18 protein-coding genes are annotated in these 18,881 nt (G+C 35.7%); 4 read left to right on the top strand and 14 right to left on the bottom strand.

From position 1 onward, the window contains the following. Positions 1–89 precede the first annotated feature (89 nt). Entirely contained in the window at positions 90–392 is a 303-nt protein-coding gene (locus tag DWB61_RS13410; RefSeq protein ID WP_125031423.1) for a DoxX family protein, read from the top strand. 6 nt (positions 393–398) lie between these two features. Here DWB61_RS13410 and DWB61_RS13415 read toward each other — a convergent pair whose 3' ends face one another. Beyond that, positions 399–1,097: an aspartate/glutamate racemase family protein gene (locus tag DWB61_RS13415; RefSeq protein WP_125031424.1), complete on the bottom strand. Its 699-nt coding sequence runs from the start codon at positions 1,095–1,097 to the stop codon at positions 399–401. 269 nt (positions 1,098–1,366) lie between these two features. Between DWB61_RS13415 and pepF the strand changes: the two genes are divergently transcribed. Next, a complete protein-coding gene (pepF, locus tag DWB61_RS13420) occupies positions 1,367–3,265 on the top strand; it encodes an oligoendopeptidase F (protein WP_197091199.1) in 1,899 nt (632 codons plus the stop codon). A gap of 847 nt (positions 3,266–4,112) precedes the next feature. Continuing rightward, positions 4,113–4,691, top strand: coding sequence for a hypothetical protein (locus DWB61_RS13425; RefSeq protein WP_125031425.1), 579 nt, complete (start codon positions 4,113–4,115; stop codon positions 4,689–4,691). A 477-nt stretch (positions 4,692–5,168) separates the two neighbouring features. Here the strand turns inward: DWB61_RS13425 and DWB61_RS13430 are convergent, their stop codons facing one another. The 12 genes from DWB61_RS13430 to DWB61_RS13485 form a co-directional block, all read right to left on the bottom strand. Continuing rightward, positions 5,169–5,588, bottom strand: coding sequence for a hypothetical protein (locus DWB61_RS13430; protein WP_125031426.1), 420 nt, complete (start codon positions 5,586–5,588; stop codon positions 5,169–5,171). Positions 5,589–5,672: 84 nt separating this feature from the next. Next, on the bottom strand, positions 5,673–7,973 hold the full coding sequence (locus DWB61_RS13435) for a hypothetical protein (protein ID WP_125031427.1): 2,301 nt from the start codon (positions 7,971–7,973) through the stop codon (positions 5,673–5,675). Continuing rightward, the gene (locus tag DWB61_RS13440) at positions 7,970–8,983 is read right to left on the bottom strand and encodes a hypothetical protein (protein WP_125031428.1); all 1,014 of its coding nucleotides are present in this window, start codon (positions 8,981–8,983) and stop codon (positions 7,970–7,972) included. Before DWB61_RS13440 ends, DWB61_RS13435 begins: the two co-directional genes overlap by 4 nt. 218 nt (positions 8,984–9,201) lie before the next feature. Beyond that, a complete protein-coding gene (locus tag DWB61_RS13445; RefSeq protein WP_125031429.1) occupies positions 9,202–10,197 on the bottom strand; it encodes a PliI family lysozyme inhibitor of I-type lysozyme in 996 nt (331 codons plus the stop codon). A 59-nt stretch (positions 10,198–10,256) separates the two neighbouring features. Continuing rightward, the gene (locus DWB61_RS13450; RefSeq protein ID WP_125031430.1) at positions 10,257–10,712 is read right to left on the bottom strand and encodes a hypothetical protein; all 456 of its coding nucleotides are present in this window, start codon (positions 10,710–10,712) and stop codon (positions 10,257–10,259) included. A 4-nt stretch (positions 10,713–10,716) separates the two neighbouring features. After that, positions 10,717–11,052, bottom strand: coding sequence for a cupin domain-containing protein (locus DWB61_RS13455; RefSeq protein ID WP_125031431.1), 336 nt, complete (start codon positions 11,050–11,052; stop codon positions 10,717–10,719). Between the two features lie 23 nt (positions 11,053–11,075). Next, complete coding sequence (locus DWB61_RS13460; protein ID WP_156190259.1) at positions 11,076–11,540, bottom strand: hypothetical protein; 465 nt, start codon at positions 11,538–11,540, stop codon at positions 11,076–11,078. A gap of 23 nt (positions 11,541–11,563) precedes the next feature. Next, positions 11,564–12,220, bottom strand: coding sequence for a hypothetical protein (locus tag DWB61_RS13465; protein ID WP_125031432.1), 657 nt, complete (start codon positions 12,218–12,220; stop codon positions 11,564–11,566). Positions 12,221–12,469: 249 nt separating this feature from the next. Next, positions 12,470–14,647, bottom strand: a complete 2,178-nt coding sequence (locus DWB61_RS13470) for an amino acid permease (RefSeq protein WP_158614424.1) — start codon at positions 14,645–14,647, stop codon at positions 12,470–12,472. A 376-nt stretch (positions 14,648–15,023) separates the two neighbouring features. Continuing rightward, on the bottom strand, positions 15,024–15,239 hold the full coding sequence (locus DWB61_RS13475; protein WP_125031434.1) for a transposase: 216 nt from the start codon (positions 15,237–15,239) through the stop codon (positions 15,024–15,026). Between the two features lie 185 nt (positions 15,240–15,424). Continuing rightward, positions 15,425–16,570, bottom strand: a complete 1,146-nt coding sequence (locus DWB61_RS13480) for a hypothetical protein (RefSeq protein WP_125031435.1) — start codon at positions 16,568–16,570, stop codon at positions 15,425–15,427. Positions 16,571–16,934: 364 nt separating this feature from the next. Next, positions 16,935–17,390 carry a hypothetical protein gene (locus tag DWB61_RS13485; RefSeq protein ID WP_125031436.1) on the bottom strand — a complete coding sequence of 152 codons (456 nt, stop codon included), beginning with the start codon at positions 17,388–17,390 and terminating at the stop codon, positions 16,935–16,937. Positions 17,391–17,693: 303 nt separating this feature from the next. Between DWB61_RS13485 and DWB61_RS13490 the strand changes: the two genes are divergently transcribed. Further along, a complete protein-coding gene (locus DWB61_RS13490; protein ID WP_125031437.1) occupies positions 17,694–17,966 on the top strand; it encodes a DUF493 family protein in 273 nt (90 codons plus the stop codon). Between the two features lie 79 nt (positions 17,967–18,045). On the opposite strand, the gene DWB61_RS13495 is transcribed toward DWB61_RS13490, so the two are convergent. Beyond that, positions 18,046–18,843 carry an energy-coupling factor ABC transporter ATP-binding protein gene (locus tag DWB61_RS13495; RefSeq protein ID WP_125031438.1) on the bottom strand — a complete coding sequence of 266 codons (798 nt, stop codon included), beginning with the start codon at positions 18,841–18,843 and terminating at the stop codon, positions 18,046–18,048. Positions 18,844–18,881: the final 38 nt, after the last annotated feature.

Consider the following 18,881-nt stretch of genomic DNA (forward strand, 5'->3'; position numbering starts at 1 on the left):
TCCTTTACGCTTAAATTCGCTGATTATCAATTCAATCTACATTTAAAACCAAAACAATTTATTGGGCATCGCCCCTCATCTTGTTTGGCATGATGCTAGTAACAGCTGTCCTCTATTTTGTGTTTTACGATACAGTGGTAGACTATTTCACAAGCTATGGCTACCCCATTTATCTCATCTATCCCCTCGCTCTTGCTAAAATCATGGGTTCACTTATTATCCTTAGCAACAAAAACAAATTCCTAAAAGAACTCGCTTATATGGGCTTCTTCTACAACCTCATATTGGCCTTTTTTGCCCATCTCATGATCAATGAGTTTGATCCCATTCCAACACTATCTTTAATATTACTTTTCTTGTCTTATTTCACAGGAAAAAAGGTTCGACCTTAATTCAAACTAATCCTTCTTTAAAGCCCACTCTACCGCCTTTTCAGCATGTAATGTTGTGGTATCAAAGGTTGGGATGTTCACATCCGAATCCGAGATCAAAAGAGGAATCTCTGTACATCCTAAAATCACACCTTCAGCCCCTCTATCCTCCAGATTCTGAATAATCGTCTGATAAATCTGTCTCGATTCATCCTTGATTTTGCCTTGAACCAATTCGCCATAAATAATTTGATGTACTTGCGCTCTTTCGGCATCAGTCGGAATAAGAACCTCAATACCAAACTGTTTAGCAAGCACTTCCTTATAGAAATCTTTCTCCATGGTGAACTTGGTGCCAAGCAAAGCCACTTTTTTAATGCCTTTACTTATAATTTCCATACCCGTCGCTTCAGCAATATGAAGAAAGGGAATTGAGATATTTGCCTTTATAGCTGGACTACATAGGTGCATGGTATTGGTACACAAAACAATAATATCTGCACCAGCTTTTTCTAATCGCTTAGCGGAGTCGATCATAATCTCATCTAGTTCTTCCCATTTATCCTCATGTTGAAGTTTCACAATTTGATCAAAGTCAACAGTATCCATCAAACTCTTACAAGAGTGAAAACCACCCAGAACTGCTTTCACTTTCTTATTAATCAGTTCGTAATAAACGATTGACGATTCCCAACTCATTCCTCCAATAAGGCCAATTCTTTTCATGTTACAAGGCTTTGTTTATATCAACAAACTCATAAGTCCAATTTATTGATCTATTGGACTACTCCTAAATTTACAAGTTTTCTACCAGTCATCCCTGATCTGAGTCATATTTTTAAAGTGCAAGTTCCACTGTTTATCCTGTACTTTTTGACGATAATCGATTTTACTCTTTTTATAGGATACCGAGTTATGAAAATACCATCATATGAATCTATCTTTGAACTTAAGAATCTAAAAAAGTTGAACCTACATATTTAAATAAAATGATCATGAAGTTTAAACAATTTAAGGGGGGTATCATCATGACCCTTTTAGCTGCAAGCATGTGTTTGCAAGCTACCGCACAGGTGAATTATAAGACCCGTGAAGAAATTCCAGCGAAGTACAAGTGGAACTTCTCTGATATTTATGAGAACTGGGAAACCTGGGAGGCTGATTTCAAGTCAATGTCTAAGGATATTGAAGTGATGCAATCTCTAAAAGGGAAGCTTGGTGAGAATGCTGATAATTTAGTCACACTTCTTACAGCTCAGGAAACGATGATGAAGAAAGCTTATAAAGTTTATCAGTTCGTTTCATTCCAATCGACTGTTGATGGAAAAAACATGGAGCTACAAGCTAAACTTCAGCAAGTGGGTATGTTTTTTGCAAATATGGGAATGACGACAACCTGGATCTCTCCGGAGATGATCAAGATTCCTGAAGCAACAATGAAACAGTGGATTGCTGAAACACCAGCATTGAAACCTCATGCCTTCGACTTGATGGATATGTACCGTATGCAAAAGCACGTCTTGAATGAAGAAATGGGTCGTTTGGTTTCTTTCTTTTCTCAATCATCAGGTACTGCAGGTGATGTTTTCACCGCTCTTTCAACAACTGACATTGAATTTCAAGAAATTGAATTATCTAACGGTGAAACTGTAAAAGTGACTCCTGGTATGTATTCTCATATTACGAGTACAAACAAGAATCAGGAAGATCGTAAGAAAGCTTATGAAGCACTTTACGATGTTTACTACAAAAACAAAAACACTTACGCTTCTATCTATCAAGGTATCATTCAGTCAGAATGGGCGAATGCTCGCGCTGCTAACTATGAGTCTTGTTTAGATGCTAAATTGGAAGGTAACAACATTCCTAAGGATGTTTACTTAAACCTAATCAACACGGTTAGAGAAAACACAGCGCCAGTACAAAAATACACCAAGCTTCGTAAGAAGATTTTAGGTCTTGAAAAATACTACGGATTTGATGGTTCTATGAGTTTGGTTGATTTCGAAAAAACTTACCCATACGAAGAGGCCGTTGAGGTCGTGACTAAATCAGTTCTTCCTTTAGGAAAAGACTATCAAGCTAAATTGAAAAATGCAACGGCAAGCGGTTGGTTAGATGTGTATGAAAACCCTGGAAAGCGTGGTGGTGCATTTTCTGCTGGTGTTTATGGTGTTCACCCATACATGCTATTAAACTACGATGAGACACTAGAGTATGTGTTTACTTTAGCTCACGAGCTAGGTCATACCATGCACACAACCCTATCTAACGAAACTCAGCCTTTCGCTACTCATGGCTATACCATTTTTGTTGCTGAGGTTGCTTCTACTTTCAACGAGCGTTTACTTTTAGATCACATGATGGAAATCACTAAAGATCCTAAGGAGCGTATTGCTTTATTGAATCAAGCCATTCAGGGTATTATTGGTACGTTCTATGCACAATCGATGTTTGCTGATTTCGAATACCAGGCTCACACTATGGTTGAGCAAGACCAACCTGTAAATGCTGATATTTTCGCGAAGCTTTGGGGTGATATTGCACAAAAGTATTACGGAAATGTTTCAGAGAAAACAAAGTATTCTAATTACCCATGGACTCGTATTCCTCACTTCTATAACTCCCCTTACTACGTTTACCAATATGCGACTTGTTTTGCATCATCGGCTAAATTGTACACAGATGTAACGGAAGGTAGCAAGAAAGATAAGAAAGCGGCTTTAAAGCGTTACACAACTTTATTGCAATCGGGTGGAAACGATTTCCCAATGGAGCAATTGAAAAAAGCAGGTGTTGACTTGTCAAAACCTGAGGCTATTTTAGCTGTAATTAAGCAACTGGATGAATTGGTTGATCAATTGGCTATTGAAATTGAAAAGCTAGAGAAATAGTATTTCTCAAACGAAATAGATCAAGGCAGTTCTGAAAGGGGCTGCCTTTTTTTATTTAAGTATTATTTTTACATAAATCATGAGATGTAAGATTAATCTACAAACTACTTTATTATCAACTAAAGATTTAAACTTTACTTAAAACCAATAGCTTCCTAAATAAACTGATGCTATGTTGTTTTGGCTTAGTGAATTATTTTTAAAGCATTTTTCACTTGTTCTTTTGTCTTGAAACAAAAGAACCAAAAATTCAAGGCTCCGGCATTCGCTGACCCATTACGGCTTAAAGGCTAAACGAAATAAACTCGCTACGCTCAGACAGCATTTCGTTTTTAACGCCTTCCTCACCTATGGGGCCCCAGCTGCCATTGCCGAGGCCAATCTCAGATACAACAGCAAAGATTTCCCTATTGATCTTCTCGAAATCTGACCTCTTTATCTAGGGCAAACCACTCAAATATGGGCCCCTGTTATTTAGAACACAACTAAACAAGCGTATTAGAGAAAAAAATCTACATTAAAGTTGATTTACATAAAAAAGCATTCTCAACTCAATTATTATGTTTCCAAAACCCGAATATGGCTTATACGAAGCTTACCCGAAGGAAGAGTGAAGGAAGCCCGAAGCTACAAGAAAGCCAAATTGAACTTTTTATTATTCAATAGAAACAAACTTAATATTTTGTTTCTGACCTGCTTACCTTCGATATCGAAGATGAGACATTTTGCCATTCAAATAAAATAGTTGGAACTTAGTCATAGATTTCGATCTGTTTACAGGATTTTAACGGTTTTGAAATTTAAGACTAAACTGCGTTTATATTATTCACTTTTAAATTAATTTATTATGGCATTCGTTAAAAAGAATATCGTAACCGATGGCTTAAGTGGTAAGCTCGGTAAAAATTTAGTTTTTAGACAAAGTAATGGAAAAACGGTTGTCTCAAGCAGCCCCACTCCAACGGGTATCAGTAGTGAAAAACAGGTAGACCAGCGTAAATTATTTACTAAAGCTGCCCATTATGCCCAAACTCAGATGGCCGATCCCGTATTTGGTGAAAAGTATCGTATGGCGGCAAAGGCCAAAGGGATACGGACTCCCAATAATTTAGCCGTTCAAGATTATCTGCGACCGCCTGTTATCGAAACACTTAATGCCAATGCTTATCATGGTGAGATTGGTGATGAGATAATTATAGAAGCTTATGATGATCTTGAGGTAGAGAAAGTTTCTGTTGAAATTTACCATACCGATGGCAGCCTAGTGGAAAAAGGCATGGCCAGCACCAATGGGAATCCTTTTGAATGGCACTATGCTGCCAGTGTTGCTAATGCAGAATATGGCGGGGATAAAGTTGTTGTTAAAGCCTTTGATCATCCGGGTAATGAAACTCTAAAAGAACTAGTATTGACCTCACAAAACTAATAGAAAGCTCGTTCTACGAAAATTCTGGCAGATAAAAGCTATCTGCCAGAATTCAAGTCCTCTAGTAAGCCTCTGCTTATAAAGAAACGCTCCCTCCAATTTTGTAATATTGGAGGAAGCGTATTTTCAATTAACTTGATGGTCGAACCTGATTTATAATTTCTTTGATTGTAAGCTTGCTTTAAAATTTGATCTATGGTAAAGGAAGATCAGCGGAGCTAAATAAAGCATGCAGCACTATTTATGCCGATGTGCTGTTTCTTGGCACACTAAGTTGCGTGGGCGATTCAAAAGAGTTAACCTTTCAAAACTCACGGAAGCAAGCCCCCGATGCCGCACGAAAGAATTCGATATTTTATCAAGGAACGCGATACAACCGACCGCAGGGAGCTCAGCGAAGCTAATCGCGCACTAACGGGGTCATAAGCGTCTTAATAAAAAAGGATTGCTTGATATTTAATCAGCATCAACAAAAGGCTAGTTTTTAGAGAAAGACTTAGCCAATTGTGCGCCAAACCAAGCCATAGGCAAATAAGCTCCAATTAAATCGAGAAGACTAAACCATAAAGGTGAAGGCAGCGTTAGAACGCTAGTAAGTCCACCCAAAAAGAAAAAGCATCCAATTCCCAAGGCAAACTTTAACCGATGATTGCCTGCCAATAAATAGGCAACAAAAGCCCCCACTAAAGTTCCACAAGCATGAGCCAGGAATGGGAAAATAAAATGTTTGGCTTCGAACAAATGCATAGCCTCTTTTAAGCCTTCAGTTGTTGAAGTATCAGCCCCAGTAGGCAGTGGAATGATAGAACCACTAATCATGACAAGTCCCATATTAACAAGACTACCTACTATAAGACCAGCTACTACTGCAAGTATGTTCCTTAAAATTGTATTCATCAGGCATAAATTAAGGTTGAAGATTTTGTATTAAAAAGCTCCCTTAATTTACAGATTACTTACATATAAAACGAATTCTGTTCGTTAATAATGAGAACTGTAAAGTCTAAAATAGCTACACTCTTTAATAATCATTTCATGAAACTTGGTATCGGCATAGGACTCTTTTAGAATCTTGAAACTTTTATAATTAGGTAATTTCAAATCATAGTACTTCGATATTTGAAAGCTTAGCTCATCCTTGCTACCCAGATTATAATAGGTATTTAACTCACACTTGGCCATCAGGTACAAACACCTTGCGTTTAACTCCTTGTCGGTAGACATCTCCATCACATTCTGATAGTACTGCATGGCTGTGCTGCTTAAATCGAAATATCTCTCTCCATAATTACTAATATCCAGTAGATTATAACCTTTCTTTTCTGTAATAATATCCTTACTGATTTTTCTTTTAGAATAGTAGGCATAATGCATGTAGCTATACTCACAGCAATTCCCCTTATTTCTTAATAAACCCCTGTAATAACCCGTGTTTGAAATATTGAAATAATAATTCCCCAAAAGGTAATTGGCTAGCTTTGCCTTCCATTTCTTTTCGTTCTGAGTCAGTTTTTCCAGTTCAATTAAATTCCTGGCCAGATTCTTTCTTGAAAAGCTGGCTTGTATAAAAGAAAAGATATCAGCTTTATAAACCTCATCGTCCATAACTTCTTCGACAGAACAACTAAAGCATTCTTTAAGATTATTACTAAAAATACTGGCAGGAATCAGTAATTGCCCTTCATAAGTCTCGTTTTTATTGAAAAATTCGAGTGCAGATTCCGGATCTTTTTGATATAGATAATAGATCCCTTTTTGATCGTTGATGTAATCCATAAAATTGAGTGATGCATTTGATTTATGACTTAATAAAACCTTCTCATACTCACTCTTATCGGTTTGAAGATAAAAGGCCTCAAGAGCTTCAAGTAATTCTATCGAATTAATCTGATTCACATTTTCGAGTGTGTTATGAACCAAAAATGCTTTAGCTAGCTTGTTATTTTTATAATAGGTATGCGCAACTTTAGCTAAAATTATACGACGCCAGTCATTTTCATTTTCAGATATCCAAGCCGTATTTTTAGGATTGTCAGCTAATATTTTAGCCAGATAGTTTTCATTCTCTACCGTCAAGTTTTCCCAACTAAAGACCTCATAAATAATGGCTAATTTCTTCTTTTGCTCAGGATAGCCTTCAACTTTAGCTAGCTTGGCTTTAGCACTTGCAATATCTTGCTTAATAAATGACAAATAGGAACTTGATAGTTTCCAAAAGGCCTTATTCGTAACAGTTGAATGAACAACCTGTTGTTCTGCAATCCTTAACAGATCCTTATAGGTGTTATTGTTATCGTAAAAGGGCAAGCTTTTATTTCCTACGCCAATATCTTTGGGCCACACCTCTCGTTCCACATTATTTAAGGCACGCATAAATAGAAGCTCCACTCTTTCGTCTTGTGCATCCAATTCAATAAAACGGTTTATATTACTTACTTCATCAGTAAAATTGCGCAAACTCCTTATCAACAAAAGGTCCTTCTCATCGTCTAAGCCTTTAAAAAGAGATTTTCCCTCGGCATTCTTATACGTACAAAAGTTATAACTCGAGAAAGCTGTTTTCTTTCTATCCAGACTCTTATTTAGGACTTTGGTGAACAAGTAGGCTGCTTTTTCATAATTCTCAAGAGAATAATAACAACCTGCTACCTGATCACTTATGTAATAATACATTTCATTCTTAGGAAATTGATCTTCAACTTTCGATTCATAAAAACGAAGGGCAGCTGTCCAATCCTTCGAATAATGCATAATTCGAATCATCTGGTAATAATATCGCATTTGCAACTGCTGATTACTCACTTGACTCAAGAGCAAATTCGCTTCCTTGAGCAAGGCTTCTTCATCAACCGTTTCTTTCTCCAATACCTCATCGTAATCCCAGGAATTTAAACGAGTTCTGTAAGAAAAGGCATTAGAACAACGATTGGCAAAAGCAAGATAAGTCTTCGCAGATTGCTCTATGGCAGAATCTTTCCCCGACCAATCGAATTTATCGAATTCGTAGACTGCTTTCTCAATGTCTTGAGTATCCCAACCGATCAGCAATTCATGCCAAAGGGCCACATTCCCTTTGGGATATACAAGAGGCTTAGTTTGTCCATAAAAATCTTCCCCGTAAAAAGCATTGTATTCACTTCTTAAGAAGGGATAGAATTCTTCAGCAGCGATATTGGTTTGCTTAAATAAATTATAAAAATTCATTCCCTCCCAATAGCCACCTCCGCAGGCAAAAACACTGGATGAAATCAATACGAATATATAGGTTAAGAGCTTTCTCATAATTTTTCAATTGTATTTTTTAAGTCATAATTTAATAGGCTACGATCATCCAAATGATAAAAAATGATACCATCAGTATGCAGTTTACTCTGCTTTATTAAGTCGTAGGAAGCAGTGATTTCTGACTGCTCAACATTTTCAAGTTTTAAATTGTAGCCTTTAGCCAGATAAAAGCCTTTATATAGCGTATCCTTCACAACTTCAAAATTAGTTGAATTGATTTGCTTGAAATGCGAATCTTTTTCAAGAACCGTTCTATTCGCATCCTTAATTAGCTTAATCTTCTTAGTGTTATTGGTCACTACGGTTTGAGCAAATAAAGGCAAAGCAATTTTCAGTTTTAAGGGGAAAGTACTTCCCTCGTCGATATATTGCCCAACAATAGCACTTTCAAGAATAGAATTCTGCTCATTATTTCTTAAATCCCCCATATTATAAAGCATTAGCGTTCCCTTGTTCACTGGAGGTACGCCTGTTTTATCCTGGAACTTAATCTGATGGAGTCTAATCGTAACATCAATGTCATATTTGCATTTTAAAGCTTCTAGCAAAGCGAAGTAATGCGATCTCGTAGTCACAGTCCAGTCACAATCAATCTGAACCTGCTCAATCTTCTTTTTAAAATGTTTACTACTGATTTGATCAACCAGTTTTGTAATCCTATTAGCAAGATCTGGCACATCCAATTCTTTTGTTTTAAAAACCTGATTGGCAATGTATACAACGGGTACAATATTCAGATTTTGATAGGCTTTGTCGACCGATTTCAAAACATAGGTTGGATAAATCCCATCATTTCTCCATGAAGGTTCTTTTAAAGGCTCAATGTCAAAATAATGCATATAAACCGTATTCGCATCTGTCGTTTTGATAGCCTCACTATAGGATCTTGTAAAATCTGCTTTTGCTTTCCAGTGATAAAAGGCAATCTCATCTTTCCTGACATCTTCTTTTGAGCAAGAAATGGAAAGCAACAAGAGTATAAAAAAGTAAAAACTATTTTTGAACATCAATTTATGATTAATATTTTAAACTCTCCTTTTGTGAAAGCCTGAACAAATAGAGATCCAAAGATCAATCCCGCTTTCAGAATCTCAAATTTATGAAAACTAAAAACCGAAACAAAAACTTCTATCAAACAGGCTAAAAAAAAATTAAAGCTATGGCTCTTCAACCATAGCTTTAATTTTACATTTTTTGATCTAAAATAGGTTAACCAAAGATTAACTTATTCAAATTCTTGTATTTGCTTAACAACAAATCGTCTGCATGCCTCACCATCTACAAGTTCGTAAGCAATTTGTCTAGTCCCGCCAGTCGGATTGGCATTGGAATCGCCATCCTTATAGATTGGGAAACGCTGTACCAATGAGCGTTCTACCAACGCAAACTCATCGTGCCCCATATAGCCTTGCTTGATTTTCGTATTCTGAGCAACAGCTTCAAAATAGATTCGACTCATCGATTTTTTATTATTCACCGAAAAAGCAATCACATCGCCATAACTACCACTCCCCTCTGAACTGATATAAATTACCACTTCCGGCGAACCGTCTGAATTTAAATCTTCAATCTCGGCATCAAGCACTCTCCCATCAATTTCTACATTTTCAAGTCTGTTGTCAATTTCCAATCCCAAAGGGGCGATGCTAAGCAGCTGGCATGAATCATTTTTTACGGATGTGATTCTAAATCCAATCCCTTGTAATTGCAGAAATTTTGCAAACAAGGTTTTATCAACTTGGTTAGGATCCAGCTCTCCATCTATTTGGGTGTATTCTCCTAGCAGGCTTGCTCCACCTGAGCAATAAAAGGATAAGATACCACTATCAGCCGCATTTTTTGTTTTCAGGCTTATGGTTTTATCCTGAATAGCGAGCAGTACCTCTTTTCCATCAATACGAGTTTGATAGAGAGTATCGTTTTGCTTGTAAAAGATAGCATCAAAGGTACAGCTGGGCTTTTTTTTATCTGCTCGTGAACGAACCGATAAGCTAATTTTGTTTTCTCCGGCTTTTTTTATCGAAACGGCAACCCAATCGTAACCTTCATTTCTATTGGCATAAGCATCCGAAACGTAGTTTCCGTAAATATTTAAGCTCAACTCCTTATCAAGCTGGTTTTCGGGCTTGTCATTTCCAGTCTTTTGAACTGTATTTTTACATCCACAAAAAATAACTAAGCCTAAAGCAGTCGTAACAATAATTGTTTTTATTTTTATCATGATCAAGTTTGCTTATTAATGAAATAAAAAAGTAAGCCGAAAATTATTTTCACTCAAACTTATGCATTATTCTGACTTAATCTTAATGATAAGTCCCAAATTAGCTCTTTCACGCTATTTAATTCTTTCCATTCAATATGCTCCAAACGTATGTGATGCTCTATTTCTTTAACCTGAAATCGGATATCAATTCCATCCATTATTAATTCTTCCATATCAGCTATGGCAAGACATTTAACTGTCTTCGATTTTGGTATCAGATACTTAAATTCCTTATCATCACATTCGATAAAATATTGACCTCTCTTCATTTGCTGATAACCCATTAATGCAAAAGTGATCCCCTGTAGAATATAAATAACAGAAAGCCAATCTCCTCCAGGAAATTTTGAGTTAAATCCATTTATGGATGCATTAATTAGGTCTACTAATCCAAAAATCACAAAAAAAAGACTAAACCACATAAAGAATCTTACATTAACCTTTTTTACTTTATACAATTGTATTTTTTCCATATAATCATTTTATTTTATACCTATCTACTTGGTCAAACAGAGTTAAGTCTTTATAACCTTTCTTGATTTTGGCTGAATGCACAACATCCTTTTCAATATAGTATGTATCTCCTTTGCTTAAGGTTCTCGGAATACCATCAATACTAAGCACCATTTCTCCTTCAAGTACAACTCCCCATTGTGCATTGTGGAAATGATCAGCCACTTCAATGTCCTCATCGAACTCCATGAAAACAAACTGCTGATTGCCAGCTTGTATTAATTTAGACACTAATCCAGCAATAGGAATATCGGCATTGGGATGCTTTTCAATTATTTCAGGGAATAGTTTCTTTGTCATTTACGTAATCTAGATTTGTGTGTTTAGAATGTAATATCTACGTTGAGCTGTTTGCCCTCTTCACATGCTTTTTTGTCCAATGTAGTTCCATAGGCCATGCCCAGTGCAATGCCCAAGGGTAAGCCAACACCTATAAAGGCCATATTGCCTAAACTGACTCCGAATGCCGCACCCATTGGAAGTCCAAAGGCAGCCATTCCAATAGACATCCATAAAGTCATATAGTGGTTTTTCCTTACCAGTTTGAGTTCTTTCTCCAATAATTGAAGAATCTTGGTTTGCTTCTTTATTAGCAGTTTCAAGAAGTCCTTATTCGCCCCTGAAAATGAGTTAAGCACTTCAATATCTTTATTAATGGTATCTATAATTGCCGATGGCAGATCTCTTGTTCTCAATTCCTTTAATAGGTTTTCAAAAACATCATAATGGGATAGCAACTTTTTATCTTCTTCTATATTCGCTCTTCTTTCAAGTTCTAATATTTTCATTGTTGTATGCTGCTATTTAGAATTTACGATTTCTCTTTATACATTTCCGGGCTCACCTCAATGGTAAACAAATGAATCCCGGCTTTATCCTTGTATGTATATCTTATTGTCGATTTAAAATCCCTTTGAATCTTCATATCCGGATTGGTCTTTACAAAATTGATAATGCCAGGTTCAATCTGCTCTTTTACTTCTTCCAGATTCAAATCCTCTTTAAAATAATTTATCAAGCTGTAATTGTACTGAAATACTTTATTGGGTAAGGCAATTGCATTATCGAGCCTTGTCTCCGAATCAATCATTATGGGACAAGATTCATTAACCTGACTTGCTGCTGCCATCATGGCTTTATCGAAGGTCGCTTCTTTAAAAAAATCCGTAACCGAAAAGTTAACCAGGTTTGTTGTTATGGTAACGATAGCAACCGTTGCAATAAGCCCAATCCAATATTTTGCCCCTTTGCGCTTGGCATTTTTTTGTTTTTCGAGTTTTACCCTATTAATATCTTCTTCTGAGATGCATTCTATTCTTTTAAAGTCTTCAAAAGACTTATCAGAATGTTTCCTTATCCAATCGGAATAGTTATTATCCAGTTTCTGATTGCAGTCGGCACAAAAAACCTGATATTCTGTTTTCAGTTTATTTAAATGACCACACTTATTGCACTTTAGGTATTCCATTTATTATTGTTTATATTCTATTTATTTAAACCCCTCTGCATTGCATTCACGCCCTACAAAATTCGAAGATAAGTTAATATCGAAATATGCTCTTTATAAAACCCAATATTCTTTTTTGAATTAATTATACTTAATTCAATTGAAAAATTAAAGAGAACCGCAACTTATTGAATTTCAGTCTCAATAAGCATTCATCTTTTATCTCTAAAAAATCAACACATTAAGAAATTCAAATACTAATTATTTTTTTTATACCAAAACATTTTCAAATTCAGAATCAGCACAAAAAATGGCCGATACCCTGGATTGGTTTACAATTTTCACCATATCATCAACTCCCATTCCTTGCTCAATATTCAAGATATTTACATCTGTGTTTCGTTCCAAATTGACATTTTCAATTAAAGTGCCTTGCTTTAAAGTCATGGTTGAGTTTTTGGGAAGTCGGATCATAGTATGTAAATCTTCGAGGTCGACTTCTGAAAAATTTAATTTCTCATTATTATTAAGAATATGCACATCAATAATTCCTTTCCAATTTCGGCAAATTAACAATGAAACCAGAGTTGATAGATCATTATTCATGATATTAAATTTCTCCTTCCAATCTACGGGAATATTTGTCATCCACAAATTGATATTTTTTTCAATTGCCAGACCTGCTGATGAAAAAGGAATGTAAATAATTAACCCGAAGTTATTCTTCTTGGCATCCATCGTAAGTTTATCATAGTACGATAAATTATCCGTTTCAGAGTCAATACTTGTAAATATAATATTGGGTTTAAAAAAAGCAGCATTTAACGATTGCATACTCACATTCACCGTGGTATTAAAATCAGCATTATCAATCATTGTGTATGAGGCTGACAAGTCACTTTCCTTAAATTTTTCTATTGAATTTTTAAGAAAGCTTTCCAGATTTTTCTGCTCTTTTTCATTTTCATTTCGTAAAGCCAATATTTTTATTGACCCTTTGGGAAAAATAATTGAATGAATCAGTTTAAAAGAACTTCTAAGTTCTTTTGGCATGATGACAGGCATTAGCAAATCCGGACGCCATGACCTTACTTCTTTTTCTTGTCTTAGATTATTTGTCTTTTTTGTTGCCCACTCTGCCAAAGCCGTAAATAAACCACTTCTTGAATCTCCTGCAGCAGATTTAATATTCATTCTCACCAAATACAGATAAAAAAGTACGATAAAAACCAAGGAAAACAAAGCAACCAATACGCTTATCACAAACATGATAGAAATTGATGCCAAAGCACCAAAAGCGGGAATAATCCTTGGGATTTTTAGGGTTGGTCTGTAACTTGGCAAACCTAATGTTTGCTCCACCAAGACAACTATATTCACCATAGCATAAGTAATCATAAAAAACATGGTAAGTATTGGTGCAATGGTATTTAAATTACGTAAGGAAATACCTACCAAAACAATTATCGCGGTGATTAACATAGCATTCACCGGTTCGCCTCTATTTGAGAGTTTAGCCAATAATTGGCTTTTAGGTAAAATGCGTTTTTCACCCAATGCCAATAATATTCTTGGTGCACCAACAAATGAACCAAGTGCCGATGATAGAGTTGCACCTAACAACCCAGCTAATACAATAGGCTTAAACAACGACTTATCAATAAATACACTATAATTCTTTGACAACTCTTCGGGCGTTGCAATAACTGCAGCTACAAAAATTAAGCTGACATATATAATTGTTGTAATAATTACAGAGGATATTGTTCCTAAAGGAATGCTCTTTCTCGGGTTAGTAAGGTCTCCAGACATATTGGCTCCAGCCATAACACCAGTGACAGCGGGAAAAAATACTGCGAAAACTATCCAAAACGAAGATCCACTAAAGTTGTTCTCTACCGAACCGGGATAGGTACCAAACCATGCGATGTCAAAATTTAAATCATTAACAAATAATGCTCCGTAAATAGACACTAAGGACAAAATAATAATTCCTAGAATCACATATTGAATCTTAAACGCAAAACTGGTACTAATAAAGGCAATAATCATTACCAGAGCAAAAATACTGATATCGAGGATAAATGGATTAATATCGGGAGTAAGCGTCTGAATACCTTCTCGGAAACCAAAAATATACATTGCAACGGCAATGGCCTGAGCAAAATAAAAGGGAATTCCGATTGCTCCTCCAATCTCCAGACCTAGAGATTGCGAAATCAAACTAAAAGCTCCACCACTACCAATTCTTACATTGGTTGTGATAGAAGATAAGCTAAGTGCCGTTGTAAAAGTAATGGCAACAGATAATAAAACAATTGCCAAGGCTCCTATAACTCCTGCATTACCAACAACCCAAGGTTGACGGATGTACATAATGACACCGAGAATGGTTAGGGTAGTTGGGGTAAAAACACCTGCCAATGTCCCAAAAGTCTTCTTTTTCATGATCATTGTTTCCAGTTTAATTCTATTGGCTCAAAATTTAGCCTGAGCTTATTTCTCTCCTAGTGTTCTCTTTTTTGCACCTCTTTATAACAATCTTATTCTGTTTATTGAGCTCCCTACAATTGTCGGAATTAAAGGGTGATCTTATCAATCTGATATAAAAGCAAGCTTATTAAATTTACATATTTATAATTTAAGATGCCATTTTAGTTGGTTTGCTGGATTGTATTATTTGAACTATCCCAAGAGTTTTCGGGATCAAACGACTGATCACCACCAATGAAATTTAGATTTTGAAGCCGGAGATGCCGATACCTTTTTAAGTTTTTTATCGGATACAATTAAAATGTTCATAAATGGGGTAATGGTTAATTCTTCAAAAGAAAGAACCGCAAGCTATATAAAGCATTATAAGGATAATTTCGAGAGTGTTAAAGTTAGAGATCATAAACCCACCTACCCCGATGCGATAAATAAGTTCTGGACGTACATCGAGCTCATGAGCTAGTTCTTTTATATTTGCTCTAGAATAGCTTAACTCAACAGCATTTAATTTAAACTCTCTACTAAATTTTCGTCTCTCTTTTTCCATTTTCTAAGATATAAATTATTAAGATAATTATACCTTAACTCACTGTCCAAGTAAATGTAGCAACTCCACAGACTAATTTAATAAATATAAAACACCCCTCCCTCCCGATACATATCGGAATTAGGGAGGGGTATTTCATTTGTTATTTCAAGAGGCTTTACATCCAGACCCCAAACTTAATTCTTTTACAATTTAGCCTTTAACCTTTTAAGCCGACGCTCAGTTCTTTTCTTTTGTCGTTCTTCCTTAGCTAATTGCGCTTTGCTTTTAAATCTCAATTTCTCCTCTGGAATATCAGCTAAAGTAGCCTCATCAGCTGGCACTGTTTGAGAATCTAATCGGCTTTCTTTCTCCTCATGCTCAGGAGCTATGATGGAAGTATTGATTGGACGATTTGAATGAAAGTCCTGGTCACGAGACTCATCATATTGATCAGAATCAGATGCTACAATCGAAGCCTTATTACCTTGACTTGAATGATTGTTTTCTGTTCGAGTTTCCATATCATTATTAGAGAAAATTGGCCTCTCAGACATCAAAAAATCACCCAATAAATCATTGTCTTGATAAAGAGATTTATGTTTTCGCTTATTGGTATTACCTCCTATGAAAATTCGAACACCAATATTCACATTCAGCATAGATAATGAAAGCCTCTCATTTCTGTAAGGTAATTGATTAGCTGCATCCGAATCGAGCGTTCCATCTTCCCTGATTGCTTCAGAAATATCACGAACTTGATAATTCATATCTTTATTTAAACTGGTCAGATATTCCGAGCTGAAATAAAAATTAAGTCCTTGAAAGATATTAGCCGTCATATTAGCACCCAAACGCGTCATGAGTGCTGTACTGTTATAGGCCTCCAAGGTCGTAATGGTTATATCCGTTTCCGGATACATCATAGAGGTCTGTGGTGAATTGACGATAGACAAACCCGATCGACCATAAAACTCGAGAGCGAATCGCCCAAATTTTAGATTGTACTGAGGGCCTATTTCAAAAGAAGTTGTATTTAATTCATGTCGCTTTGAATTTTGCTCAAGTCCCAAAGCTTCTCGATGATTAAATTGACTATAATTGGCACTCAGACCTATTGATATTTTTTTTGAGAATTTTTTGTGTAAGAGAATCCCGCTATTAAACCCATCCTTCAAAAAATTATTTAAATCTCCTTGAGGAAAACTCATTCCATTGAAGAAATCGAGCGTATAAGCCCTGGGATTTTGCAAGCTCATATTGGGCTTTATATCTCGATTAATATATTGATCTTGCCCCAAGGCAAATAAAACAATCGAGACTAATACTAGGATTAAAAACACCTTTCTCATAGCACAAGATTTAGAATGAATTCAGTCAGAACATAGCTTTATAAAGCTGGGGGATACTGACATACATCTTAAGATACTAAATAGTAGGCAAGCAAAAAAATAAAAAACTTTATACAAAATCAAACGAATAGTCTTATAAAAACATGCCTATCAGTAATCATGCCCAAACCAAGCATTCCTAATTTACAATACACTATAAAGAGCTATAAACAATTATCAGAAAAGATAATAATCAGACATTTCCTTATTTCAAATATAACTCAAAAAATAGCTTCATTATTTAAAAACCTATTTAATTAAAACAAGCAGCCACTTATTCCTAATCGATCATAAATTTGAATTTAAAAGAAATTGAAGATCTTTCTTAATTGCTATTACGACCGCCACTGTTTCTTGCGACATCATCTATAAGAACGTTTGGAAGACTTTTTCTCAAATTCTTGGAGTATGCGCCCGGAAATATCCCATCACCCTGTTTGCCAGTACTATTCCTGTCACTACCTATAAACTCTTTTATAACTATAGGTTTACACAGACTTTCGCTATAAGCATCTGGAAATCTGCCCTCACCATGCTTTCCGCTACTATTTCTTGCAATATTAACAGTCTCTGGCTTGCAGATTTGTTTACCAATGTTTGTATTCAAACACATACAATCGGTTTTTACAAACTTAAATGCAAACGCCAGATCATTATTAGAAGACTTGAGAGAAGTCTGAAAATTCATCTCAAAAAAAGGGGTAAGTTTAGTGTCTTGTTTTTGTGCAAAAGCTGTTTGAAAAATAAGACATAAGGCGGAAATGAAGACCATTCTTTTCATAAGTTAAAGTTTGGGTTAAACACGATTAAAATCAACAAATATTGCTGTGGGGGATTGTTGATAATATCACTTAATATAGGGAATAATTACTTAAAAAAAGGATGATTGATTCTTATAATTTGATCATTAAAAACCCAATGTAATTTATGCTGAAAATACTGAGTTTAATCAGCATTTTTATTATGAAAACAATAGTATAAGCTAAAGAATGAATAATCGGTAAATTGGTATAATAACTTCCTATCAATTGTGGTATTTTGAAAAATCTTTTCGACTTTTGCAAAAAATTAATGAAGCTTAAAAATGGATCCAGAAAAATATAACCAATTACGTGAACAACTTATTGAATCTGCTCAATGGCCTGCACTATATATGTTCAAATTCATCATCCCTAATAAAGAAGATAAACTAGAAGCAGTGAAAGCTCTTTTTCCAGCAGAAACCCAATTTGCCTTTAAAACATCAAAGGATATTCGTTTTATCAGTATTACCGTGAAAATTATAATGAAAGATGCCGATGCTGTTATCGCCATTTATGAACAAGCCAAACATATTGAAGGCCTAATAGCACTATAAAAATCTGGAAAGTCAAACAGTCTTAAAAGTCGAATCGTCAGCAAGTCTGGACATTTCGACTTTTTGACCTTTAGAAGTTTTAAACCCTTAAAAACTCTTCCATCGTATTCGGCCTTATATCTAAATCTAATTTCTTAGTTAGTTTCAGAATTAGAGGCATTTCCAAACCAGCCTTTTCAAGTAAATCTTCATTATCTAATAAGCCTTGTGGGTGCCCCGTTGCCAAAACCCGCCCCTCTTTCATCACCACAAGTTTATCGGCCCATTCATAAGCAAAGTTGATGTCATGGGTAGAGATAATGATGGTTTTATTCTGCTCATGTAAATGATCCAGCACCTGAATGGTATTTTTCTTCTGCTGATTATCCAACCAGGCAAAAGGCTCATCTAAAAGCAAAACTTCGGGCTTACAAGCCAATACACCTGCTATTGCGACACGCTTCTTCTGGCCATAACTCAGCTGGTGAGGTGGTTTCTTTCTTAAGTCGTGTGTTTGAGTCATCTCCATCACCTCATCCATACAAGCTTGTAAGGCTTCACCCTTCATCCCGGCATTAATCGCTCCAAAAGAAATATCCTTCTCTACCGTCGAAGCAAACAATTGCACCTCGGGATCCTGAAACACATAGCCCACCTTTCTAAAAAGCTTATTTCTATCCTTACGCTTGCATTTTTGTTCTTCTCCATCAAGAATATAACGCCCTGTTTGTGCGTGATGAATACCACAAAGACATAAAAACAGGGATGATTTCCCCGAGCCATTTTCTCCAACAACTGCCACCTTTTGGCCTTTATCAATATTCAGGTTCACTTCATCGAGAGCCAAAGTCTGATTAGGGTATTCAAAGCTGATATGTTCAAGTTGTATATAAGACATTTTTATATAGTGATGAGTTGATTTGATGATCTGATAAT

The organism is Ancylomarina euxina (assembly GCF_003863355.1).
GTDB classification, from domain to species: domain Bacteria; phylum Bacteroidota; class Bacteroidia; order Bacteroidales; family Marinifilaceae; genus Ancylomarina; species Ancylomarina euxinus.